This is a genomic window from Bradyrhizobium oligotrophicum S58 (assembly GCF_000344805.1).
GTDB classification, from domain to species: Bacteria; Pseudomonadota; Alphaproteobacteria; order Rhizobiales; family Xanthobacteraceae; genus Bradyrhizobium; species Bradyrhizobium oligotrophicum.
The window spans coordinates 6,726,653-6,748,653 of record NC_020453.1 but is presented as its reverse complement, the minus strand read 5'-3'; the positions used below and the strand labels follow the sequence as shown (position 1 = coordinate 6,748,653).

Annotated in this window: 22 protein-coding genes; 11 read left to right on the top strand and 11 right to left on the bottom strand. The window is 66.2% G+C overall.

Features of this window, described 5'->3' with window-relative positions; genetic code table 11:
- Window positions 1–142 precede the first annotated feature (142 nt).
- The gene (locus S58_RS29210) at window positions 143–1,267 is read left to right on the top strand and encodes an SbmA/BacA-like family transporter (RefSeq protein WP_015669025.1); all 1,125 of its coding nucleotides are present in this window, start codon (window positions 143–145) and stop codon (window positions 1,265–1,267) included.
- On the opposite strand, the gene S58_RS29205 is transcribed toward S58_RS29210, so the two are convergent.
- The 3 genes from S58_RS29205 to S58_RS29195 are packed head-to-tail and all read right to left on the bottom strand — an operon-like array spanning window position 1,227 to window position 4,541.
- Window positions 1,227–2,165, bottom strand: coding sequence for a 1-phosphofructokinase family hexose kinase (locus S58_RS29205; protein WP_015669024.1), 939 nt, complete (start codon window positions 2,163–2,165; stop codon window positions 1,227–1,229). The genes S58_RS29210 and S58_RS29205 overlap by 41 nt on opposite strands.
- A 6-nt stretch (window positions 2,166–2,171) precedes the next feature.
- Window positions 2,172–3,152: a glucokinase gene (gene glk, locus S58_RS29200; RefSeq protein ID WP_015669023.1), complete on the bottom strand. Its 981-nt coding sequence runs from the start codon at window positions 3,150–3,152 to the stop codon at window positions 2,172–2,174.
- A 3-nt stretch (window positions 3,153–3,155) separates the two neighbouring features.
- Window positions 3,156–4,541 (bottom strand): GH1 family beta-glucosidase, encoded by a 1,386-nt coding sequence (locus S58_RS29195; RefSeq protein WP_042340998.1) that lies wholly within the window; start codon window positions 4,539–4,541, stop codon window positions 3,156–3,158.
- Between the two features lie 152 nt (window positions 4,542–4,693).
- On the opposite strand from S58_RS29195, the gene S58_RS29190 reads away from it, so the two are divergent.
- The 7 genes from S58_RS29190 (at window position 4,694) to S58_RS29160 (ending at window position 11,794) form a co-directional block, all read left to right on the top strand.
- Window positions 4,694–5,305 carry a TetR/AcrR family transcriptional regulator gene (locus S58_RS29190; protein WP_015669021.1) on the top strand — a complete coding sequence of 204 codons (612 nt, stop codon included), beginning with the start codon at window positions 4,694–4,696 and terminating at the stop codon, window positions 5,303–5,305.
- 60 nt (window positions 5,306–5,365) lie between these two features.
- The gene (locus S58_RS29185) at window positions 5,366–6,289 is read left to right on the top strand and encodes an alpha/beta fold hydrolase (RefSeq protein ID WP_015669020.1); all 924 of its coding nucleotides are present in this window, start codon (window positions 5,366–5,368) and stop codon (window positions 6,287–6,289) included.
- 92 nt (window positions 6,290–6,381) lie between these two features.
- Entirely contained in the window at window positions 6,382–7,332 is a 951-nt protein-coding gene (locus tag S58_RS29180; protein ID WP_015669019.1) for an ABC transporter permease, read from the top strand.
- Between the two features lie 11 nt (window positions 7,333–7,343).
- Entirely contained in the window at window positions 7,344–8,213 is an 870-nt protein-coding gene (locus S58_RS29175; protein ID WP_042340997.1) for an ABC transporter permease, read from the top strand.
- Window positions 8,210–9,220: an ABC transporter ATP-binding protein gene (locus tag S58_RS29170; RefSeq protein WP_015669017.1), complete on the top strand. Its 1,011-nt coding sequence runs from the start codon at window positions 8,210–8,212 to the stop codon at window positions 9,218–9,220. The genes S58_RS29175 and S58_RS29170 overlap by 4 nt, the downstream gene beginning before the upstream one ends.
- Window positions 9,221–9,234: 14 nt before the next feature.
- Window positions 9,235–10,269 carry an ABC transporter ATP-binding protein gene (locus S58_RS29165; RefSeq protein WP_015669016.1) on the top strand — a complete coding sequence of 345 codons (1,035 nt, stop codon included), beginning with the start codon at window positions 9,235–9,237 and terminating at the stop codon, window positions 10,267–10,269.
- A 34-nt stretch (window positions 10,270–10,303) separates the two neighbouring features.
- Window positions 10,304–11,794, top strand: coding sequence for an ABC transporter substrate-binding protein (locus S58_RS29160; protein WP_015669015.1), 1,491 nt, complete (start codon window positions 10,304–10,306; stop codon window positions 11,792–11,794).
- A 133-nt stretch (window positions 11,795–11,927) separates the two neighbouring features.
- On the opposite strand, the gene S58_RS29155 is transcribed toward S58_RS29160, so the two are convergent.
- Window positions 11,928–12,122, bottom strand: coding sequence for a hypothetical protein (locus S58_RS29155; RefSeq protein ID WP_015669014.1), 195 nt, complete (start codon window positions 12,120–12,122; stop codon window positions 11,928–11,930).
- Window positions 12,123–12,339: 217 nt separating this feature from the next.
- Between S58_RS29155 and S58_RS29150 the strand changes: the two genes are divergently transcribed.
- The gene (locus S58_RS29150) at window positions 12,340–13,239 is read left to right on the top strand and encodes an NAD(P)/FAD-dependent oxidoreductase (protein WP_015669013.1); all 900 of its coding nucleotides are present in this window, start codon (window positions 12,340–12,342) and stop codon (window positions 13,237–13,239) included.
- A 73-nt stretch (window positions 13,240–13,312) separates the two neighbouring features.
- Window positions 13,313–13,501 carry a hypothetical protein gene (locus S58_RS37860; RefSeq protein ID WP_144058411.1) on the top strand — a complete coding sequence of 63 codons (189 nt, stop codon included), beginning with the start codon at window positions 13,313–13,315 and terminating at the stop codon, window positions 13,499–13,501.
- A 6-nt stretch (window positions 13,502–13,507) separates the two neighbouring features.
- Here the strand turns inward: S58_RS37860 and S58_RS29145 are convergent, their stop codons facing one another.
- The 6 genes from S58_RS29145 to S58_RS29120 are packed head-to-tail and all read right to left on the bottom strand — an operon-like array spanning window position 13,508 to window position 19,761.
- Window positions 13,508–14,350: an ABC transporter permease gene (locus tag S58_RS29145; protein ID WP_377812135.1), complete on the bottom strand. Its 843-nt coding sequence runs from the start codon at window positions 14,348–14,350 to the stop codon at window positions 13,508–13,510.
- 11 nt (window positions 14,351–14,361) lie between these two features.
- Window positions 14,362–15,291 carry an ABC transporter permease gene (locus S58_RS29140; protein WP_015669010.1) on the bottom strand — a complete coding sequence of 310 codons (930 nt, stop codon included), beginning with the start codon at window positions 15,289–15,291 and terminating at the stop codon, window positions 14,362–14,364.
- A complete protein-coding gene (locus S58_RS29135; protein WP_015669009.1) occupies window positions 15,291–16,283 on the bottom strand; it encodes an ABC transporter ATP-binding protein in 993 nt (330 codons plus the stop codon). Before S58_RS29135 ends, S58_RS29140 begins: the two co-directional genes overlap by 1 nt.
- On the bottom strand, window positions 16,280–17,254 hold the full coding sequence (locus S58_RS29130; protein ID WP_015669008.1) for an ABC transporter ATP-binding protein: 975 nt from the start codon (window positions 17,252–17,254) through the stop codon (window positions 16,280–16,282). The genes S58_RS29135 and S58_RS29130 overlap by 4 nt, the downstream gene beginning before the upstream one ends.
- A 4-nt stretch (window positions 17,255–17,258) precedes the next feature.
- Entirely contained in the window at window positions 17,259–18,896 is a 1,638-nt protein-coding gene (locus tag S58_RS29125) for an ABC transporter substrate-binding protein (RefSeq protein ID WP_015669007.1), read from the bottom strand.
- A gap of 43 nt (window positions 18,897–18,939) precedes the next feature.
- Window positions 18,940–19,761, bottom strand: coding sequence for a sugar phosphate isomerase/epimerase family protein (locus tag S58_RS29120; RefSeq protein WP_015669006.1), 822 nt, complete (start codon window positions 19,759–19,761; stop codon window positions 18,940–18,942).
- A 227-nt stretch (window positions 19,762–19,988) separates the two neighbouring features.
- Between S58_RS29120 and S58_RS29115 the strand changes: the two genes are divergently transcribed.
- The gene (locus S58_RS29115) at window positions 19,989–21,128 is read left to right on the top strand and encodes a hypothetical protein (protein WP_042340288.1); all 1,140 of its coding nucleotides are present in this window, start codon (window positions 19,989–19,991) and stop codon (window positions 21,126–21,128) included.
- Between the two features lie 215 nt (window positions 21,129–21,343).
- On the opposite strand, the gene S58_RS29110 is transcribed toward S58_RS29115, so the two are convergent.
- Window positions 21,344–21,982, bottom strand: coding sequence for a Vgb family protein (locus S58_RS29110; protein ID WP_015669004.1), 639 nt, complete (start codon window positions 21,980–21,982; stop codon window positions 21,344–21,346).
- Between the last annotated feature and the right edge of the window lie 19 nt (window positions 21,983–22,001).

Sequence of the window (22,001 nt, the reverse complement as noted above, 5' to 3'; positions counted from 1 at the left end):
GCAGTTTGTCGTGTCGGGCGGCGGCTGCCTTGCGGAAGATCAAGCAGAATGGCGGCGGAGCTCCTTAGATCGTCCAATGACGAAAGTTCCACAGCCAGAACGCGTTGCAGCAGATCAACCGCAGCAATTCCCATCCGCTGGCATGTCCGAGGACGACAATGAGGATGGCAATCGCGAATGGTCGCGGTTCTGGCTGACGGCGCGGCATTTCTGGTGCGGACGGAGCGCATGGCGGATCTGGCTGCTGTGCGCAGTGCTGGCCGGCATCGTCGTGCTGCAGCTCTATGTCCAGTTTCGCTTCAACTATTGGAACAGGGATTTTTTCGACGCGCTGGAGGGCCGCGATCCCGCGCGCTTGCGCCAGCAGGCCGCTCTATTGGTCCCCCTCTGTGCCGCGAGCGTCGTGCTCGCGGTGGCCTCGGTGTGGGGGCGCATGGCGATGCAGCGCAATTGGCGGCAATGGCTGACCGCGAAGGTGATCGACTATTGGGTCGAGAACGACCGCTATGCGCGGCTGGCGACGGTGCAGGGTGATCAGAAGATTCCCGAATACCGGATCGCCGAGGACGTCCGCATCGCCACCGATGCGCCGGTCGATTTTGCCGTCAACGTGATCTCCTCGGTGCTGACCGCCATCATCTTCGTCCAGGTGCTGTGGCAGGTCGGCGGCCCCATCAGTTTTGCCGTCGCGGGGGTTCAAGTCGGGATTCCCGGCTACCTCGTGGTCAGCGTCGCCGTCTATTCGGGCCTGGTCACCGGCGCCATGCTGTGGGTCGGCTCGCCGCTCACGCGCGTCATCCAGATCAAGAACCAGGCCGAGTCGGAGCTGATCACGGCCGCGCATCTGCTGCGCGACATCGGCGAAGGCGTCACGCCCAAGCGCGAGGAGCGCGCGGTCATTGCCGGCCTGTGGCAGGCGCTCGACCGCGCCATCAGGCGGTGGAAGCGGCTGTGTTGGCAGCTGATGCGCACCACGATGGTCTCGCACACGAACACGCTGCTGGCGCCGATCATCGGCCTCGTGCTGTGCGCGCCGAAATTCCTCGGTGATCAGATGACGCTCGGGGAGCTGACGCAGGCGGCGGCCGCGTTCACGCTGGTGCAGGGCTCGTTCAACTGGCTGGTCGACAATTACAGCCGCGTCGCCGACTGGATGTCGTCGCTGGAGCGCGTCGGTGGATTGCTATTGTCGCTCGATCAGCTCAACGATGAGGCCGGTGCGGACGTCACGCCGTCTGCAGCTGCACGTCAGCGACAAGACGGCTGATATCGGCCGGGTCGCACAGCGCGGTGCCGGTGCGCAACAGTGCGGCGGCACCGGCGGCGACCGCGAAGCGGAACGCATTCTCGAGCGGGACGCCGGCGGCGAGCCTGGCCACCAGCGCGCCGAGGAAGCTGTCGCCGGCGCCGACGGCGTTGACCGGCACCATCGTCAGCGGCTTGGCGCGCAGCACGCGGTCTGATGTCACCAGCAGCGCGCCGAGATGGCCCATGGTCAGCGCGATCGTGCCAGCCTTGCCGGACGCCACCAGCGCACGCGCCGCGGTCTCCCACGCCGCCGCATCCGACAGCTCGCCGCCGGCGAGGTCGCGCATCTCGTGAAGCGACGGCTTGATCAAGTCGACGCCGCCGGCGACCGCCGCCGCCAGCGCCGGGCCGGAGGTATCGAGGATGAACCGAGCGCCGCGCGCTCGCGCGATGTCGGCGATACGCGCATAGAAGTCGGTGGGCACGCCCCGCGGCAGGCTGCCGCTGCCGACCACGAAGCGCGGGAACGGATCCATGCCCGCGAGCAGCGCGAGGCCGGCCTGCCATTCGGAATCGGTGAGTGCCGGTCCCGGCAGGATGAAGCGGTAAGGCTGGCCGGTGCTGCGCTCCTGGACGAAGAAATCCTCGCGCGTGTCCTCCGCGGTGGTCCAGGTGCGGCTGGCGACGCCTTCGTTGTCGACCAGCTGCTTCAACAGCAGCCCGGTTGGACCGCCCACGGGATAGAGCGCGGTGACATCGCCGCCGAGACGCGAGACGACGCGGGCGACGTTGATGCCGCCGCCGCCGGGATCGCGCCGTTGCGTCGTGCCGCGCAGCTTGGCCACGGGCACGATCGTCTCGACCGTGGTCGAGACGTCGACGGCCGGATTCGGCGTGATCGTGACGATGTCGCTCATTTGATGTCAGTGCGCGGGGGAGCCGCTGCTCGCGGTGATGCCGGCCTCGAAGAACGATTTGAGGCCGAGGAAGCTGATGTCGGGCTTGGTGACGAGATGAACCGGGATCGGACGCAGATAGCTGTCATAGCGCCCCTTGCTCTCGAACTGCCGGCGAAAATCGGACTTGGCGAAGTAGTCGGGAAAACGCGGCGGAATACCGCCGGCGATATAGACGCCGCCGCGGGCGCAGAAGGTCAGCGCGAGATTGCCGGCGACGGCGCCGAGCCAGGCGCAGAACATGTCGAGCGTGGCGCGGCTGGTGGCGCAGCTGCCATCGAGCGCGGCGTGCGTGATCGCCGCGGCGTCACGCTGCGGCACCGTGGCGCCGTCGACGGCGGCGATCGCATGGTAGACGTTCTCGATGCCCATCCCCGACAGCGCGCGTTCGATCGAGACATGGCCGAAGCGCTCGCGCATCTTGGCCAGCACCGCGGCCTCGCGGGCCGTGGTTGCCGGTAGTGTGGCATGACCGGCCTCGGTGACGGCAACCGTGGGGCGGCCGTCGCCCGGCAGATAGCAGGCCGCGCCGAACCCGGTGCCCGGGCCGATCACGAGCATCGGCGCGCCGGCCACCGCCGTGCTGCCGCCGAGCGGAAACAGATCATCCGGATGCAGAGCGGGGAGCGACCAGCCGACGGCCTCGAAATCGTTCAGGAGCTTCGCCGAGCGCAGTTTGAATCGCGCGGCCAGCTCCTCGCCATCGATCACCCAGGTCGAGTTGGTCAGCATGCCGCGATTGCGTTCGATGGGACCTGCGATGTCGAGCACGGCTGCGGTCGGCGGACCGCCTGCGGCGTGGCGCGACAGAAAATCCGTGATCGCGTCGGTGACGGTCGGAAAGTCGGCGACCTTCAGATGCGCGACGTCACCGATCGTGCCGTCCGCCAGCAGCGCAAAACGCGCGTTGGTGCCGCCGATATCTCCCAGAAGAACGCGATCGCTCATTCCCTAGTCTTCCGCCCGGTTGTGCGGCCCGGCCGGATCGTTGGACGCCCGGTGTGCCGCGATCATGTCCGCATACCACCGCGCAGACGCCTTGGGAATGCGGCGCTGCGTGGCGTGGTCGACATAGACAATGCCGAAGCGCTGCGAATAGCCCGCTCCCCATTCAAAATTATCCAACAGCGACCACACGAAATAGCCGCGCACGTCCGCGCCTGCCGTGATCGCCTGTTCCATGGCGGCCGTATAGGCCTTGAGATAGCTGATCCGATCGTCATCCTGGATATGGCCTGAGGGATCGATCACGTCGGTGGCCGCCGTGCCGTTCTCCAGCACGTAGATCGGCAGCCGGAACCGCTGGTGAATGTCTATCAGCGTATCGCGAAACCCGTCGGGCACGACCGGCCAGCCGTTAGAACTGCGCGGCACGCTGTCCGGCGCGGGACCGAAGCCGGCACCGATCAGGTTGCTGTCGGCCCTGACATAGTGCGGGGAATAGTGATTGAGCCCGAACCAGTCGACGGGTCGTGCGATCTGCTGGAGGTCACCGGGCACGATATAAGGCGCGACCGCATCCGCCAGTTCCGGCGGATAGCGGCCAAAATGCTGCGGGAACGGAAAGGCATCGTTCCAATAGGCCGCCAGCCGCAGCGCCGCCGCGGCGTCCGCGGGGTCGTTGGTCGCGGGATAGCAGGGTTGGCGGTTGTGGATCGCGCCGATCGAGGCGCCGCCGACATGGCTGCGCAGCACGTCGACGGCGCGGCCGTGGCTGAGATTGACGTGATGAATCGCCTTGTGCAGCGCCGCCTTGTCGGCCACGCCCGGCGCATGCCAGCCGAGGCCGTAGCCGAACAGCGTGAACACGCAGGGCTCGTTGAAGGTGGCAAAGCGCTTGACGCGATCGCCGTACCGTTGTGCCACCAGCGCGGCATAGTCGGCGAACCAGCCGGCTATGTCGCGGTTCTGCCAGCCGCCGAGATCATCGAGCGCCTGCGGCAGGTCCCAGTGATAGAGGCAGAGCCAGGGCTCGATGCCGGCGGCGAGCAGCGCATCGATGAGGCGGTCGTAGAAGGCGAGGCCGGCTTCGTTGGCCGCGCCACGTCCCTGCGGCAGCACCCGCGGCCAGGCGACCGAGAACCGATAGGCGCCGAGCCCGAGATCGCGCATCAGCGCCACGTCCTCGGCATAGCGATGATAGTGGTCGCAGGCGGTTTCGGCCGTGTCCTTCGTCCGGCCGGGGGCGCGCAGATAGACGTCCCAGATGCTGTCGGTGCGGCCGTCGAGGTGCGCCGCGCCCTCGACCTGGAAGGCGGAGGTCGAAGCGCCCCAGACGAAGCCGGGGGCATGCGGCGGCGTTGCCCGCGCGCGGGGCGCAATATGTTCGGGAATCATGGTCGAGGCGGCCATCCGTGCTGACGTGTGTTCCCATCATCGTGCTTCATCGAAACGATCAGTTGATACGGATCAAGGGGGGCAGGAGCGGCAGGGTTGGCGTTTCAGGTGGGCTTGATTCGGAAACGATTATATTCTAATTAAGACCAACAATGAGCGATTCCGCACCATCACCGCGTACCCCGGGCCGCCCGCGCGAGTTCGACATGGGCGTCGTGCTGGACAAGGCGATCACCGTCTTCAGCCGGCTCGGCTACAGCGCAACGTCCGTGGCCGACCTCAACGACGCGTTGGGGCTGACCTCCGGCAGCATCTACAAGGCGTTCGGCGACAAGCGCGGCGTGTTGATGGCTGCGCTCGACCGCTATGTCGACCGGCGGACGCGGCGGCTCGACACGTTGCTGGCACCGGCGCGCACGGGCCGCGACCGTGTGGCGGCCGTCCTGAAGTCCTATGCCGAGACCAGCCATGGCGAGACCGGGCGGACCGGCTGCCTCGTCATCGGGACGCTGATGGAGTTCGCGGGCTCAGACCCGTCGCTGCGCGAACGGTTGACGAAGATCCTGGCCACGCATGAGACGCGCCTGCTGCGTTTCATCAGGGAGGGCCAGGCCGATGGTTCGATCGCCTCCGCGATCAATCCTGAGGTCACCGCGCGTCTGCTGCTCTGCGTCCTCCAGGGCATGCGCGTGCTCGGCAAAAGCGGCCGCAAGCCGGCCGACATGGCCGCGATCTGTGACGACGCGCTGCGCCTGCTCGACTGATATCGCAGTCCCAAACTCGCCCGACTTCACTACATCAAATTAGAGAATGGATGTTTCCAAATGCGCGCCTCGATCCTTCCTGACCCGACCGCCTCCTCGACGGATTTCCGTCACGGCACCGTCGCCTTGAACGGCGTGCGGCTGCATTATGTCGAGCGTGGCGAAGGCGCCCCGGTGCTGCTGCTGCCGGGCTGGCCGCAGAGCTGGTACGCGTGGCGGCACGTCATGGTGCGCCTCGCAGCGGCCGGGCGTCGTGTCATCGCGGTGGATCCGCGCGGCATGGGTGATTCCGAACGGCCCGTGACCGGCTATGATCTCGCGACCGTTGCGGCCGATATCCATGCGTTCGCAGCTAGGCTCGGCCTGCTCGACGACGGCCCGATCGACGTCGCCGGTCATGATGTCGGCGCCTGGATCGGCTACGCCTATGCGGCCGACTGGCCCGGGGATATCAGGCGGCTCGCGATGATGGATGCGCTGGTGCCCGGATTGTCGTCGCCACGCACGGACCTTCCGCCGGAGGAAGCCAATCTGAGGGCGTGGCATTTCGCGTTCAACCGCCTCGACGATCTCCCGGAGGTGCTGATCGCGGGCCGGGAGCGCGCGTTCCTGACCTGGCTGTTCCGCGCCAAGGCGGTCAAGCCCTGGGCGATCGGTCCCGACGACATCGCGGAATATGCGCGCCAGCTGGCAGTGCCCGGGGCGGTCCGCGCGGCAACCCGCTACTACCAGGAGGCCTTCAGTGCCGAGGGCGTGGCCGCCAATCGGGCGCGGAGCCTGCGCCCGTTGGCGATGCCGGTGCTCGCGCTGGGTGCCGAGCGTGGTGTCGGTCCCGGTCTGGTAGAGGCGATGACGCAGTTGGCAACATATGTCGAAGGCGGCGTCATCGCCGATTGCGGCCACTACATGCCGGAGGAAAGCCCCGACGAGGTCAGCGCGGCGCTGATCCGCTTCTTCGATCATGCCGCAAAGCAGAAGCCATGAAGCAGAAGCCATGACGGCCCTGCTCTGGGAGGGCTTGCACTGCAGCCCAAAGCCGTGGATCGTGCGCCGCGAATTCGATCCCGAGAGCGTGGATGAGCGTTTTTCTGCTGCGGCGATGCCTGACCTTGCTGGCGACCCTGATCGGCGCGTCGCTCATCATATTCCTGGTGCTCGACGCGCTGCCGGGCAACGCCGCCCAGACGCTGATGGGCGCCGATGCCTCGCCTGATGCTATCAGGGCGCTGACCGTCAAGCTCGGGTTGGATCAGCCGCTGGCTTACCGCTATGTCCACTGGCTCGGCGGTCTGCTGGTCGGTGATCTCGGCAACAGCTACGCCTATGGCACGCCGGTGGCCGAGCTGATCCGCGAGCGGCTGGTGATGACCATTCCGCTCGCGATCATGGCGATGCTGCTGACCACGGTGCTGGCGCTCGCTGCCGGCATCTACACCGCCGCAAATCATAATCGCATCGGCGATGTCGGCGTGATGTCGCTGACCCAGATCGGCATCGCGCTGCCGAATTTCTGGTTCGCGATTCTCCTCATCCTGCTGTTCGCGGTGAAGCTGCAATGGCTGTCGGCCGGCGGCTTTCCCGGCTGGGAGGAGGGGCTGTGGTCCGGCCTGAGATCGCTGCTGCTGCCCGCGGTTGCGCTCGCGGTGGTACAGGCCGCGATCCTGGCGCGGGTGACGCGCTCGGCGGTGCTCGACGTGCTGCGCGAGGATTTCGTGCGCACGGCGCGCGCCAAGGGACTGACCCGGCTCGAGGTGCTGTGGCAGCACGTGCTGCGCAATGCGATGATTCCGGTGCTGACCGTGATGGGCCTGCAATTCGCCAATCTGCTCGCCGGTACCATCGTGATCGAGAACGTGTTCTATCTGCCGGGCCTGGGACGACTGATCTTCCAGTCGATCGCCAATCGCGACCTGATCGTGGTGCGCAACTGCGTCATGCTGCTGGCGGCGATGGTGATCGTCGTCAACTTCGTGGTCGACGTGCTCTACGCCGTCATCGATCCGCGCATCAAGGTTCACGAGTTGTGAGTTCGTCCGTGATCATTCAAGCGCCGGTGGGCGCGACGTCGTCGCAAAACGCCTTCCGGCGCCGCGCGCTGCGCCACCGCAGCTTCGTTGTCGGCGCGCTGCTCTGCCTGTTCGTGCTCGGCGCCGCGATGCTGTCGCTGGTGTGGACGCCGTGGTCGGCCTACGAGATCGACGTCGCCGCCAAGTTGCGGCCGCCGTCATGGGCGCATTGGCTCGGCACCGACGTGCTCGGCCGCGACATCGTCTCGCTGCTGCTGGTCGGTGCGCGCGCGACCATTCTCGTCGGCATCATCGCGGTCGGCATCGGCCTGACCTGCGGCGTCTGCCTCGGCCTGATCGCGGCCGCCCGGCGCGGCTGGACGGAAGAGCTGATCATGCGCTTCAGCGATTTCACCTTTGCGTTTCCGGCGGTGCTGTCCGCGATCATGCTCGCCGCGGTGATCGGGCCGGGCATGGTGACGTCGATCACCGCGATCGGCATCTTCCAGATTCCGGTGTTCGTCCGTGTCACCCGCGGCTCGGCCGGCGCGATCTGGGCGCGCGAGTTCATCCTCGCCGCGCGCGCCGCCGGCAAGGGCCGCTTCCGCATCACCATCGAGCACGTGCTGCCGAATATCCTGTCGATCCTGATCGTGCAGGCGACGATCCAGTTTGCGCTGGCGATCCTGGCGGAAGCCGCGCTGTCCTATCTCGGTCTGGGCACGCAGCCGCCGCAGCCGTCCTGGGGACGGATGCTGAACGACGCGCAGACCCTGCTGTTCCAGACGCCGAGCCTTGCGGTGTATCCGGGCGCCGCGATCGCGCTCGCGGTGCTCGGCCTCAATCTGCTCGGCGACGGCCTGCGCGATCTGCTCGATCCCCGGCTGGCGAGGCAGCGATGACCGGGAGCGAACAGGTCCTGCTCGATGTCGCCGGTCTCGGCATCCAACTCGACACCAGCCGCGGTCCGGCCAAGGCCGTGCGAGAGGTGTCGTTCACGCTTCGGCGCGGCGAGAACTTAGGGATTGTCGGCGAATCCGGCTGCGGCAAGTCGATCACGGCGCTGGCGCTGTTGGGGCTGCTGCCCGACAGCGCCGTCGTCAGCGGCAGCGTCCGGCTCGATGGCCGTGAGCTCGTTGGGCTGCCCGATGCAGAGTATTGCAGGCTGCGCGGCAACCGCATCAGCATGATCTTCCAGGAGCCGATGACGGCGCTGAACCCGATGCACACGATCGGCCACCAGGTCGCCGAGCCGCTGCTGCGGCACACCCGCTGCTCGGCGGCCGATGCGCGGCGACAGGCGATCGCGCTGTTAGACCGGGTCGGATTGCCCGACGCGGCCAGGCGCTACGATGCCTACCCGCATCAGTTCTCCGGTGGCCAGCGTCAGCGTGTCACGATCGCGATGGCGCTCGCCTGCAGCCCCGACGTGCTGATCGCGGATGAGCCGACCACGGCGCTCGACGTCACCATCCAGCGCCAGATCCTCGATCTGATCGCCGATCTCGTCGCCGAGCGCGGGATGGCGATGATCCTGATCTCGCACGATCTCGGCGTCATCGCCGAGAATGTCCAGCGCATGATCGTGATGTATGGCGGCACGGTGGTCGAGAGCGGCGCCACCGACGCCGTGTTCTCGCGCATGGGCCATCCCTACACGCAGGGCCTGTTCCGCGCGCGGCCAAGGCTCGGGGCCCGCAAGGGGACGCGGCTTGCGACCATCGCCGGCACGGTGCCGGAACTGGCCGATCTGCCGGCCGGCTGTCCGTTCGCCGATCGCTGCACGCTGGTCGTCGACGCCTGCCGCACGGCGCTGCCACCGGCGTTCGAGATCGGCGCCGATCACAATGTCCGCTGCATCAGGACCGACGTCGCGCTCGCGCGCGATCCGGCGGGAGTGGTCGCTTGAGCACGGCAGCACCGATGCCGGTGGAGACGCCGCTGCTCGAGGTCAGGGATCTGGTGCAGCGCTACACCTTGCCACGCGAGAGCCTGCTGCGGCCACCTGGCGAGGTGCTCGCGCTCAATGGCGTGTCGCTCACGCTGAAGCCCGGCAGAAGCCTCGGCATCGTCGGCGAGTCCGGCTCCGGCAAGTCGACCTTGGCACGGCTGGTCATGGCGCTGGAGCGGCCGTCGTCGGGATCGGTACTGATGGCGGGACGCGATCTCGACCGCCTCTCGGCGGATGAGCTGCGGCGCGCCCGCCGCGATTTCCAGATGGTATTTCAGGACCCGTATGGGTCGCTCGATCCACGCCAGACCATCGCGCGCATCGTCGCCGAGCCGCTCACCGCGCTTGACAATCCAGACCGCGAGTCCTTGCGGACGCGGGTCGCCGGCGTGCTGCGGCAGGTCGGGTTGCGCGATGCCGACATCGACAAATATCCGCACGAGTTTTCCGGCGGCCAGCGCCAGCGCATCGCGATCGCGCGCGCACTGATCACGCAGCCGAAGCTGATTGTCGCCGACGAGCCGGTGTCGGCGCTGGATGTGTCGGTGCAGGCGCAGGTGCTCAATTTGATGCAGGATCTGCAGGAGCAGTTCGGCCTGAGCTACGTGCTGATCAGTCACGACCTCGCGGTCGTCGACTATCTCTGCGACGAGGTCGCGGTGATGTATCTCGGCCGCATCGTCGAGCGTGGACGGCCGGAGGATCTGTTCGGCCAATGCGCGCATCCCTATACGCGCGCGCTGCTGGATGCGGTGCCGCGCGCCCAGGCCGGCGCGGTCAGGCGCCGGCGCGAGGACGTTGCGATCGCGTCGCAATCCCTGCGCGTGTCCGGATGCGCCTATGCGCCGCGCTGTCCGCTCGCCGACGCACACTGCCGCGAGACGGCCCCGTCCTTGCGGGCGCTCACGGCGCAGCATGCTGCGGCCTGCCACAAGGCGGAGAGCGTGATGGCGCTGCCGGCGCTGGTCGCGACAGACGACCTGCCTCTTGTATCGAAGCCGCTTTGACGCGTAATTTGGTTCAGTCCGGGAGAAACGAACAATGATCAGAAGACTATCAATCATCGTACTGACCGCGCTCGTCGCGGCCGCGGCGGTGCCGGCTTCGGCACAGAGCAAGAAAGACAGCGTCGTCGTCGGCATGACCTTGGAGCCGCCGGGGCTCGATCCGACCAGCGCGGCTGCGGCGGCGATCGCCGAAGTCACGCTCTACAACGTCTATGAGACGCTGACCAAGATCAATGAGGACGGCTCGGTGTCGCCGCTGCTCGCGACGAGCTGGCAGGCGTCATCCGATCTGAAGAGCTACACGTTCAAGCTCGCCAAGGGCGTCAAATTCCAGAACGGCGAGGCGTTCGATTCCGCCGCCGTGAAGTTCTCGTTCGAGCGCGCTGGTGCGCAGACCAGCACCAACAAGGACAAGGCGCTGTTCCAGGCGATGGAGGCCGTCAACGCCCCCGATGCCGAGACGATCGAGATCAAGCTCAAATATTCCGAGCCCAACTTGCCGTTCCTGCTCGGGCAGGCCACGGCTTCCATCGTCGAGCCGAAGAGCGCGCCGACCGACGCGACGCAGCCGGTCGGCACCGGCCCGTATACGCTGGGCGCCTGGGCCAAGGGCTCGTCGCTGACCTTGAATAAATGGCCTGACTATCGCAACGCTGCCTCGGTCAAGCTGTCCAAGGTGACGATTCGCTTCATCTCCGATCCGGCGGCGCAGGTCGCGGCCTTGTTGTCGGGCGACGTCGATGCTTTCCCGCGCGGCACGACTGCGCGCACGCTGCCGCAGTTCAAGTCGGACCCGCGTTTTACGGTGCTGATCGGCGGCTCCAAGGCCAAGACGATCGTCACCATCAACAACAAGAAGAAGCCGCTCGACGATGTCCGCGTCCGTCGTGCCATTCTCGCCGCGATCGACCGCAAGGCGATGATCGAGGGCGCAGTCGACGGGCTCGGCGCGCCGATCGGCAGCTTCTACGTGCCGGGCTCGCTCGGCTATGTCGACACCACCGACATCAATCCGTACGATCCGGAGAAGGCCAAGAAGCTGCTCGCCGAGGCCGGCGTCACCACTCCGCTGCAGTTGTCGTTGCGGCTGCCACCGCCGGCCTATGCGCGCCAGGGCGGCGAGGTGCTTGCGGCCCAGCTCGCAAAAGTCGGCATCGTCGCCAAGATCGAGAACCTCGAATGGGCGGCGTGGCTGTCGCAGGTGTTCAACGGCCCGCACGATTTCGACCTCACCATCGTATCGCATGTCGAGCCGTTCGATCTCGTGAAGTTCACCGAGAAGAACTACTATTTCGGCTATCAGTCCGAGGCGTTCGACAAGCTCTATCAGTCGATCGTCGACACGCCGGATGAGGCCGCGCGCGCCAAGCTGCTCGGCGACGCTCAGCGCATGCTGGCAACCGATGCCGCCGCCGGCTTCCTGTTCCAGCCGCAGTGGATCACGATCATCAACAAGAAGCTCAAGGGCGTCTGGAAGGACGTGCCGCAGTTCGAGAACGATTTCGCGAGCTGGTCGTGGGAGTGATCGCGGTCACGCTTCGACTGGCTCCGCAGTGAGACCGCAAGATACAGCGCCCTCTCCCCTTGCGGGGAGAGGGCGTACTAACGCTGTCTCATGGATGGCCCCGCGTCGATCGGCTTGGCAGAGTCCCGACTAATTAGTTTGGCCACTCGATCGGCGTGAACCGCAGCTGCCGCCGTCGCATTTCCGATTGAAGCTCCTGGGCATACTGCTTCGCCCGGTCGCCGATCAGCCGATAAGGGCCTCCGATCCGGCTGTCCGCCGCAACCTGCTTTCGAACACTCTCGTAATACGCCATCAGACTTTCATCGGTCGAATTGACAAATCGCATCCACGCGCCCTCGCAACAAATCCCCACCGCCGCCAAGTTTGCATGGGTTTTCTGCCTTGGCAGCGACATAGGTTAACGTTCCATCGCCCTGAAAAGTTCCATTCGTGTTCCAGATTGGTTCTGTGGCGGTTCCCTTTGTCGTGGCAAAACGGAGACTTGTCCTAAGGCGAACCTTTCGCTTCTGCCTTGCTTAAGCCATCAGCACAGGAGGGCGGCGATGCGCAACGAGGTACTTGTCATCGGGGGAGGGCCGGCTGGAATGATGGCCGCGATCTATCTGGCGCGGTTCCGACGGAAGGTCATGATCGTGGATGGCGGTGCATCGCGGGCGGCGCTGATTCCGCGCAGCCACAATCTTCCCGGCTTCCCGAACGGGATGCCAGGACACGAGCTGCTCGCGCGGATGGAACGTCAGGTTCGGGATCTCGGGGTGCCGATCGTCAAGGCAACCGTGAGCTCGCTCGAAAAGGTCGAGTCGGAGCTTCGGGCCTTGCATTCCGGCGGCGTGATCTCGGCCCAGCGGGTCATCCTCGCCACCGGCATCGTCGACAAACAGGCGCCGCTGGCGGACTGGACCGCGGCGGTTCGCGATGGCGAACTGCGCTACTGTCCGGTCTGCGACGCCTTCGAAACCATCGGTCGCAAGATCGCGATCATTGGTGAGCTCGGTCACGCCGCCGGAAAGGCGCTGTTCATGCGCGTCTACAGTTCCGACGTCGCGTTGATCCCGATCGGCGACGCGCAGGACGACGGCAAACAAAGAGATCTGGCGGCAGCGGGCATTCGGGTGACGCCGCCGCTTCATGCGCTACAGCGCCGCGACGGTGCGATCGAGGCTACGTTTACAGACGGCGCCAGCGAACGCTTCGAGATCGTGTACCCCGCGATGGGCGCCGACGTTCGCTCGGAGCTCGCCATCAGGCTCGGCGCGCGGCATACGACCGATGGCTTTCTGGAGGTGGATGCCAAGCAGCGCTGCGGCGTCGAGGGACTCTACGGCATCGGCGACGTCGTTACCGACCTGCACCAGATCGCGGTGGCGTTCGGCCATGCCGCGGTCGCCGCCTGCCATGCGCATCATTCGCTGCCGATGCACTATGCGGAGCTGTCCGGCTGAGAATTTCACTACAACCTTAAATGGTGCTATACTATGTTAGTGCCTTTTTCGTTGATGTGTCGGACCATGGCGGATGGACAGAAAATCGGCGTGCATGGCGGCGGCGTTGAGCTGTCGCGAGGAAGCCGAGCGCGATCCGGCGCGCCGCGATTTGTGGTTGGAGCAGGCGTCGAAATGGACGGCGCTGGCCGGTGAGCAGGCGGGGCACGCCCTGATTGTCTGTGAGCACGCCGCCGCGACAAGCCATGAAGCGCGCCGCTGAGCTGTTCTATTGCAAGGTGGGGTCGAGCCGGTCCCGCAGCCAGTCGCCGATCACCGACACCGCAAGCGTCGTCACCACGATCGTCACCGCCGGCGCCAGCATGATCCACGGCGCGCGCGTCAGGTACTCGCGGCCATAGCCGACCATGTTGCCAAGGCTCGTCATCGGCGGCTGCACGCCGAGCCCGAGGAACGACAGGCCGGATTCCAGCAGGATGACTTCCGGAAACACCAGCGTCATCGACACGATCAGGGTCGATGCGATGTTCGGCAGGATGTGCCTGAGGTACACCCGCTGCGGCGTCGCGCCGAGCTGGCGGACCGCGGCGGCATAGCCTTGCGCGTTTGCTGAGATGGCGAGCCCGCGCGCGATGCGCGCATAGCGCTCCCAGCCGAACAGGCCCATCAGCCCGATCAAGAGCGGCAGTGAGTTGCCGAAGAAGGCGAGTACGGCGAGCGCCAGGATCAAGAACGGCATGCTGGCCTGGAAGTCGGCGAGCATCAGCACGAATTGTTCGACCAAGCCGCGGAAATGCGCGGCGAGAAAGCCGAGCGTGGTGCCGGCGACGGCGGAGATCGCGGTGGCGCCGAACGCGATCAACAGCGAGATCCGGATCGAGACGATCAGCCGCGACAGCACGTCGCGTCCGAGCTCGTCGGTGCCGAGCCAATGCGCGGCATTGCCGGGCAGGGACAGGCGGTTGCGCAGGTCGAACTTGGTGAAGCCGTAAGGTGCGATCTGATCGGCGAAGATGGCCAGCACCAGCATGGCCAGTATCCAGCCTGCAGCGATGGTGACGGAGACGGGCACGTTCGGCCAGCGCAGCCGCCGTTCGGCCGGCGCCTTCATTGCAATGTCGGTCATGCTTCGGCTCCCTTGCTGCGCAGCCGCGGATCGAGCAGGCCGTAGAGAAAATCGACGATCAGGTTCGACGTCACCATTGTCATCGCCACCAACAGCAGGATGCATTGCACGACGGCAAGGTCGCGATTGGCGACGGCGACGACGAGCAGCCGGCCGACGCCGGGCCAGGAGAATACGCTCTCGACCACCACGGCACCGGCAATCAGGCTGCCGACCATGAAGCCGAGGATCGTGACGGTCGGGATCGCGGCGTTGGGCAGCGCGTGGTCGGTGATCACCCTGCGCCAGGGTACGCCCTTGGCCGATGCCGTCCTGATATAGGGCTGGCCAAGGATTTCCAGCATCGCGCTGCGCGTGAAGCGCGCCAGCACAGCGGCGCCGCCGAAGCCGAGCGTGACGATCGGCAGGATGGCGTGGCGCCAAGAGTCCTGGCCGCCCGACGGCAGCCAGCCGAGCTGCACGGCGAAGATCAGCACCAGGAGCAGCGCCAGCACGAAGCTCGGGACAGTGAAGCCCGCCACGGCCGTGATCATCACCGCGCGGTCGATCGCCGAGCCGCGATGCAATGCCGCGTAGATGCCGGCGGGAATGCCGAGCAGCATCTTGAGCAGGAACGCCGGAATGGTCAGCGCCAGGGTCGCGGGGATGCGCTCGATGACGAGCTCGATCGCGGGCCGGCCGTCGCGCATCGAGCGGCCGAGTTCGCCCTGGGCGATTGCCTTGAAGTAGTCGAGATATTGCACCCAGATCGGATGATCGAGGCCCCACGCCTTGCGGAACGCGGCAATGACCTCGGGCGGCGCCTCCGGCCCCATGATCATCAGCGCGGGATCACCGGACAGCCGGAGCACGATGAAGGCGAAGGTGACGACGAGCGCGATTGTCAGCAGCGCGCGCGCGAAGCGGATCGCGACAAAGCGCTGCATCACGCGGCGTCCTGGGTATCGGACTGCGGGCCAGTGACGAGATGGCAGGCGATCTGACGCTGCTGATCCAGCGCGGCGAGCGTAGGGATCTCGACGGCGCAACGCGCGGTCGCGTGGCGACAGCGCGGATGGAAGGCGCAGCCCGACGGTCGCGCCGCCGGGTTCGGCGGATCACCCGTCAGCACGATGCGGTTGGTGCTGCGGCGGCCGGGGGCAGGCGAGGCCGACACCAGCGCCTGGGTGTAGGGATGCTGCGGCCGCGCGAACAGATCGTCGGCGTCGCCCTGTTCGACGATGCGGCCGAGATACATCACGGCGACCTTGCTGCTGATCTGCCTGACGACGCGCAGATCGTGGCTGATGAACAGCATGGTCAGGCCCAGGCGTGCCTGTAGATCGATCAGCAGGTTGACGACTTGCGCCTGGATCGAGACGTCGAGCGCGCTGACCGGCTCGTCGCAGACGAGGAAGTCTGGCTTGGTCGCCAGCGCGCGCGCCAGCACGATGCGCTGGCGCTGGCCGCCGGACAGCGCGCCGGGATAGCGGTGGCCATGACTTTCGTTGAGATCGACGGATTGCAGCAATTCGTGCACCCGCGCCTGGCGTTCGGCCTTGGTCCCGATGCCGTGGATGTCGAGCGGCTCGCGGATCTGCTCGGCAACGGGAAGTCTGCGATCGAGGGCACCGAGCGGATCCTGGAATATCATCTGCATGCTTGCGCGCTGTGCGCGCCACGCGGCAGTGCCCGGTTGGGCAATCGGGGCGCCGTCGAAGCGCACGCTGCCCTGATCGGGTGGTTCGAGTCCGAGCACCATGCGGCCGGTGGTGGACTTGCCGGAGCCGGATTCCCCGACGATACCGAGCGTCTCGCCCTTGGCAATGGAGAAGCTCAGACCATCGACGGCGCGGACGGATGCGGGACGTCCGAACAGGCCGGACCGCATCCGGTAGGTGCGCGAGATCCCCTGGATCTCGACGAGCGGTGTGGTCATTCGGCGGCGAGCTCCACCGGCAGACGCTGCGGCCGCAGGCAGGCGACGGCGCGATCATCGTCGCACGGCGCCAGCGGCGGCACGCCGGCATGGCAGCCGTCGCCGGCGAAATTGCAGCGCGGCGCGAAGGCGCAGCCGCTGGGCAGCGCGCGCGGATCGGGCACCGTGCCGGGAATGGCCTGCAGCCGTCGCCTGACACCATCGAGCGGCGGCAGCGCACCGATCAGGCCCTGCGCGTAAGGATGCCAGGGATCGTCGAACAGCCGCGACGCCGGCGCCTGCTCGACGATGCGTCCCGCATACATCACCGCCACCCGATCGCAGTTCTCCGCGACGACGCCGAGATCATGACTGATCAGCACCATCGCCATGTTGAACTCGCGCCGGATGGCCGACAAGAGATCGAGGATCTGCGCCTGGATCGTTGCGTCGAGCGCCGTGGTCGGCTCGTCCGCGATCAGGAGATCGGGTTGCCCGGCCAGCGCCATCGCGATCATGATGCGCTGGACCTGGCCGCCGGAGAACTCGTGCGGATAGGCCGACAGGCGCCTGGACGCATCGGGAATACCGACGAGGTCGAGCAGCCGCAGCGCCTCGGCGCGCGCCGCCTCGCCGCGCAGCCCGCGATGCAGGCCGAGGCTTTCGCACAGCTGGCGGCGGATCGTGAGCACCGGATTGAGCGCGCTCGCCGGATCCTGGAAGATCATCGCGACACGCCTGCCGCGCACCCGGTCGAGCACTGCGCCGGCAGCGCCAAGCAATTCGCGGCCTTCGAGCTGCACCGAGCCGGAGACCTTGGCTTTGCCGGGCAGCAAGCCAAGCGCCGCCAGCCAGGTCACCGACTTGCCGGACCCGGACTCGCCGACGAGGCCGATGGCCTCGCCCGTGCTGATGTCGAGATCGATGCCATGCAGCACAGGCGTGCCGTCGAAGGCGACCTTGAGGCCGGATATGCTGACCAGCGGCGCCACGGCATCACGCTCCGTAGTTGCCGGTGCGGAAGTCCATCGCGAACGCCGGCGAGGCCTTCCACTTGATCGACTTCGGTTTCGCCGTGAAGGTCGCGTTCTGGTGCAGCACCGTGTAGGCCGGATCCTCGCGTTCGGCGATCTCCAGCATGCGGCGGAACGCCGTCTTGCGCGCATCGCGATCGGTCGACGTCTCCAGGAACTCTGACAGCTTGTTCAGCTCGTCATTGCTCCATTCGCCGACCTGCTGCTGTTGGCCGTTCGGGCCATGCTGGGCAACGAGCGAAGAGACCGGATCGTTGAACGCGGCCGAGTTGGACCAGTCGCGCACCGCGCGAGACGCGCCGCGTTCGAGGATCTGCGACCAGTTCTCCTTGGTCTCGATCTGCACGTTCAGGCCGACCGCCTGCCACATCTCGACCAGCACCTGCGATGTCGCGACCTGGTTGGTGTAGTAATTGTTGAGCAGGCGATACGGGATCGGATCACCCTTGTAGCCGGCCTGCTTGAGCAGGTCCTGCGCCAGCTTCGGATCGTAGGCCGGCACGCTCCAGTCGGCGATGAACATGTCGCCGTAGAACTCCCATTGCAGCCCCTTGGGCACGCGGGTGCGGCCGGCCCACAGGCTGTCGACGATGGCCTGGCGGTCGATCGCGTGGGTAAAGGCGCGCCGCACCAGCGGATTGGCGAGCTGCGGATGGTTCTTGTCGAACACGGTCAGGCGGTGGTTGAGGATGGTGCCGCCCTGCACCTCGAAGGCGGCGTTCTTCTCGATGCCCGCAATCTGATCCGGCGGGATGTCGCAGGCGAACTGATATTCGCCCGAGAGCAGCCCGTTGATGCGGCTCGCGACCTCCGGCACTTCGAGGAAGCGGATGCGCTTCAGCGGCGGGCGGCCGCCCCAATATTCGTCGTGAGCCTCCAGGGTCAGCGACACGTCGGGCCTGAACTCGACGATCTTGTAGGGACCTGTCGTGATCGGCTTGCGCGCCCAGTCGAGATAGCTCGCGGCTTCCTCCCAGCCGCGCCGGCTCATGATGTCGGAGCCGTAGCGCATCAGGCGGCCTTCGATGGTGACATCAGGCGTCGCGTTGACGAAGCGCACGGTGTATTTGTCGACCGCATCGACGCGGACGAGGTCCGGCCACATCCGGCGGGCGACGCCGATCACGTCCGGCGGCAGCTCCTTGCCGGGGCGCGGGCTCGGGATCTTCTCGAACGCCTTGATTGTGGTGCGGCTCTTGGCCTCGCTGTCGCCGAACATGCGCTCGCGGCTGAACGAGAACACGACGTCGTCGGCCGTCATCTCGTCGCCATTGTGGAACTTGACGCCCTGGCGCAGCTTCAGCTCGACGGTCTGGTCGTCGATGCGCTTCCATTCGGTGGCAAGGCCGGGCACGGCTTCGAGATTGCCGCGGAAATTCTTCGAGATCAGGCTTTCCCACAGCGACGAGTAGAACACGCGCTCGCCGACATTGGACTGCTCGCGCAGCACGTCGAGCACGTTCGAATTGGTGATCTTCTGCACCGCGATGGTGACCGAGGGGCGGCTGTCGGCCTGCGCGATCGAGACGCGCGGCAGGATGAAGCTGCCGCCGATCGCGGCGCCGGCGCTTAGCAGGTCGCGGCGGGTGAGGTTGGTCATGGCAATCTCTCTTGAGGTTGTCGACGATGCGAAGATGGCGGGCCTATTCGGCGAGGCCGAGCGAGGCGAGATGCGCGGCGCCGGCCCGGACCTGATCGTGGTTGCGCAGTTCGAGGATCAGCCGCGGATTGGAATTCAGCTTCGCGAGCGCGCGGAACACCGCGACCCAGCGGATGTTGCCTTCGCCGGGCGCCCAGTGACGGTCGGCATAGCCGTCGGTGTCCTGCAGATGGACGTGGGTCAGCATGTCGCCGGCGGCGTCGACGTAGTAGTCGACCGGCGGCGCGCCGGTGGAATGATGCGCATAGTTGGCGTGGCCGGTGTCCAGCGAGATGCGGACCTTGCTGCTGCCCAGCGCCTTGGCGAGGCCGACGCGATCCTGTGGGTTCTTGTCCTCGATGTTCTCGATCACGATCTCGCAGTTCGCCTGCTCGGCGCTGGCGATCACGTCAGTCAATGTCGCGCGAACGCGCTCGATCAGCGCTTCGCGATTGTCCGGCAGCATGTCGATGTTGTTGGCGTCCCAGGTCGTGTAGGGCGAGTGGATCACCATCTGCGTGGCGCCGAGAAACTCGGCGACTTCCAGCCCCTGCAGCAGCCGTTTGGTGACCGCACGGCGGATCATCGGATCGTGGCTGTCGATCTTGAAGCCCCAGAACGGACCATGGATTCCGAGCCGGCCGGTGTGACCGTCCAGCATCGCCTTGATCTCCCTGGCGGTGCCGCGCCAGTCGCTGTCGAGAAGATCGGCGCGGAAGAAGTCCTGGATTTCCAGATCACGCTGGCGCTCCAGCAGCCAGTCGCGGTGAGCGGGAAGGGACTTGATGGAGAGGGCGGCGCCGAGAACCGGCAGCTTGGTGGTCATGTCGAGGAAACCCTTTCCAGGAAACTCTGGCCTGCGTGAGACCTCGTGAGCGCTAGCGGAGTTCGATGACGCTCCCATGAAGGGCTGTGGACGACCGACGCGACATGTTGGGCCTGTCCGCGGCAATGAGCGCCAATCCTCGTATCCCTGGAGTAGCCGATCGTCGTTCGCTGCTACTTGACGTAGCCGCGGGAATTGCAACAATGCGGCGAAAACGGGGAATTGGGATGACGGTACGGCGTGCGATTTTTGGAACGATGCTTTCGCTTCTGGCGATTGCGACAGCTGCGATGAGCGAGCCTGCGGATGCGAAGGGGCCTTTTGGCTCCGTCTCCGTGGCCGGCTGGTCGGGCGGCGCCTACACCGACGACAATACTGGGAAGTTCTCGAGCTGCGTTGCATCCGCGAGCTACAAGAGCGGCATCAATTTCGGTGTTCTTGCGCTGCCGACGTACAACTGGGCTCTCGCCTTCATCCATCCCGGCTGGTCGCTTTCGCAGGGACAGAAGTTCCCGATCGTGCTCAGCTTCGACGGGCGCAACTCTTATAATGTCGAGGGCTCGGTGTGGTCGGCCAACATGGTCGTCGTGCCGATGCCGAACGACTCCAGCCTGATCAAATCCTTCAGGGCGGCACGGACGATGTCGGCCTTCGCGCAGGGCAATCTGTTCCAGTTCGACCTGAACGGCACGTCCGTGTTGCTGCCGTCGCTGGCGAATTGCGTGCGCATGATCAATGCCGGCGGACTGGCGGCGGCGACGAATTTCACGGTGCAGCCCGGCGCCCAATCGGCGCAGCGTCCGGCGGCTCCGCCTGCCGCCACCGCGCCGGCCGCAACCGCCAGCACGCAGCCATCACGGGCGTCGGAGGATTCTCCCGAACTGCAGCTGGAAGCAATGCAGATCGCCTCCAATTTCATTCTCAAGGCGGCGCTGTCGCATCCCGCGATCCTGGGCGGCGGCGAGCGGCCGGTGTGGCTGACATCGGGCGGCGTGGCCTGGAAATCGGACAACGCAACCGGATTCGTTCGGATCGTGCCGTCACAGCGGAATGTCGACGGCCTTGAAGTCGCCGCTACGATCATTGGCAACGATGCGCGCGACTGCAAGGGCAAGTTCATCTCGGCGCGCAACAGCGAGCTGGTCGATAGTGCGGTCGTATTCCGCGGCATGTCGTCCTGCGAGGACAGCCAGCGATCCGATATCGCCGAGTACTTCATCTTCCCGCGCAAGGCCGGCGGCTTCGTCCTGTTCTCGGTGATCACGTCGACGAAACCGGTCGGGACTGGCGGCGGCCAACAGCTGCAGACCCGCGAGGAGGCCAACGCCAACTTCCGCCAGGCGGCCTATACGTCGATCGGCAAATAGGCCGGCACGGTCGGTGCATGTCATCCCAAGTGGCGGGCTGTCGAGGACGCGGGACCTGCATATGTGTCTCCGGCTCTCTCCGCGTCGTCATGGCATCCCGGGCATGACGAGTAGTTCATTGGCGCACGCTCTCCGCGTAACGGGCCTCGTCGTTCGATGGGCCAGACGCGCTGTTCGGATGGGACGAGCGGACGGCAGTCGCTTACTCTGCCTGCTCACCCCCGCGCCCGCTTCGGCCGCCTGACCGCGCGCACCTTGCCGCTGGGACCGCCGCCGCAATAGAGCGTGTCGCCATTGGCCTCCATTCCGGAGACGCCGGTGCCCTGGGGCATGTCGAGCTGATCGAGCACCTCGCCGGTCGCGGGATCGATGCGCCTGATGTCGCTGACATCGTCCTCCCAGGTGCCGTGCCAGAGCTCGCCATCGACCCAGGTGACGCCGGTCACAAAGCGCGTGCAGGGAATGCTGCGCAGGATCTGTCCCGTCGCGGGATCGATCTGGTGGATCTTGCGATCGCGATAGGCGCCGACCCAGAGCGACCCTTCGGCCCAGGCTAGCCCGGAATCGCCGCCGCCTGCCGGAGCCGGGATTGTCGAAATGATCTCGCCGCTGTCCGGATCGACCTTCTGGATACGGGCTTCCGCGATCTGATAAAGATGCTTGCCGTCGAACGCCGTGCCGGCATGGGCAGGGACATCGAGAGAGCGCTTGACGTCGCCATTGGCGGGATCGAAGGCCTTGATGCTGCTGCCGGTCGCGATCCACACCTGCCGGCCGTCGTGGGTGACGCCGGCGACTTGCTCGCCCTCGAACGGGCCGTATTCGCGGATGATCTCTGCTGCTGCTCGTACCATGTCTGCCGTCCTCTGCTTC

Bases quoted from the DNA above. Each gene is read 5' to 3' on its own strand.
- S58_RS29210 (WP_015669025.1), top strand. From the start codon at position 143: ATGTCCGAGGACGACAATGAGGATGGCAATCGCGAATGGTCGCGGTTC.
- S58_RS29205 (WP_015669024.1), bottom strand. From the start codon at position 2,165: ATGAGCGACATCGTCACGATCACGCCGAATCCGGCCGTCGACGTCTCG.
- glk (WP_015669023.1), bottom strand. From the start codon at position 3,152: ATGAGCGATCGCGTTCTTCTGGGAGATATCGGCGGCACCAACGCGCGT.
- S58_RS29195 (WP_042340998.1), bottom strand. From the start codon at position 4,541: ATGATTCCCGAACATATTGCGCCCCGCGCGCGGGCAACGCCGCCGCAT.
- S58_RS29190 (WP_015669021.1), top strand. From the start codon at position 4,694: ATGAGCGATTCCGCACCATCACCGCGTACCCCGGGCCGCCCGCGCGAG.
- S58_RS29185 (WP_015669020.1), top strand. From the start codon at position 5,366: ATGCGCGCCTCGATCCTTCCTGACCCGACCGCCTCCTCGACGGATTTC.
- S58_RS29180 (WP_015669019.1), top strand. From the start codon at position 6,382: ATGAGCGTTTTTCTGCTGCGGCGATGCCTGACCTTGCTGGCGACCCTG.
- S58_RS29170 (WP_015669017.1), top strand. From the start codon at position 8,210: ATGACCGGGAGCGAACAGGTCCTGCTCGATGTCGCCGGTCTCGGCATC.
- S58_RS29165 (WP_015669016.1), top strand. From the start codon at position 9,235: ATGCCGGTGGAGACGCCGCTGCTCGAGGTCAGGGATCTGGTGCAGCGC.
- S58_RS29160 (WP_015669015.1), top strand. From the start codon at position 10,304: ATGATCAGAAGACTATCAATCATCGTACTGACCGCGCTCGTCGCGGCC.
- S58_RS29155 (WP_015669014.1), bottom strand. From the start codon at position 12,122: ATGCGATTTGTCAATTCGACCGATGAAAGTCTGATGGCGTATTACGAG.
- S58_RS29150 (WP_015669013.1), top strand. From the start codon at position 12,340: ATGCGCAACGAGGTACTTGTCATCGGGGGAGGGCCGGCTGGAATGATG.
- S58_RS37860 (WP_144058411.1), top strand. From the start codon at position 13,313: ATGGACAGAAAATCGGCGTGCATGGCGGCGGCGTTGAGCTGTCGCGAG.
- S58_RS29145 (WP_377812135.1), bottom strand. From the start codon at position 14,350: ATGAAGGCGCCGGCCGAACGGCGGCTGCGCTGGCCGAACGTGCCCGTC.
- S58_RS29140 (WP_015669010.1), bottom strand. From the start codon at position 15,291: ATGCAGCGCTTTGTCGCGATCCGCTTCGCGCGCGCGCTGCTGACAATC.
- S58_RS29135 (WP_015669009.1), bottom strand. From the start codon at position 16,283: ATGACCACACCGCTCGTCGAGATCCAGGGGATCTCGCGCACCTACCGG.
- S58_RS29125 (WP_015669007.1), bottom strand. From the start codon at position 18,896: ATGACCAACCTCACCCGCCGCGACCTGCTAAGCGCCGGCGCCGCGATC.
- S58_RS29120 (WP_015669006.1), bottom strand. From the start codon at position 19,761: ATGACCACCAAGCTGCCGGTTCTCGGCGCCGCCCTCTCCATCAAGTCC.
- S58_RS29115 (WP_042340288.1), top strand. From the start codon at position 19,989: ATGACGGTACGGCGTGCGATTTTTGGAACGATGCTTTCGCTTCTGGCG.
- S58_RS29110 (WP_015669004.1), bottom strand. From the start codon at position 21,982: ATGGTACGAGCAGCAGCAGAGATCATCCGCGAATACGGCCCGTTCGAG.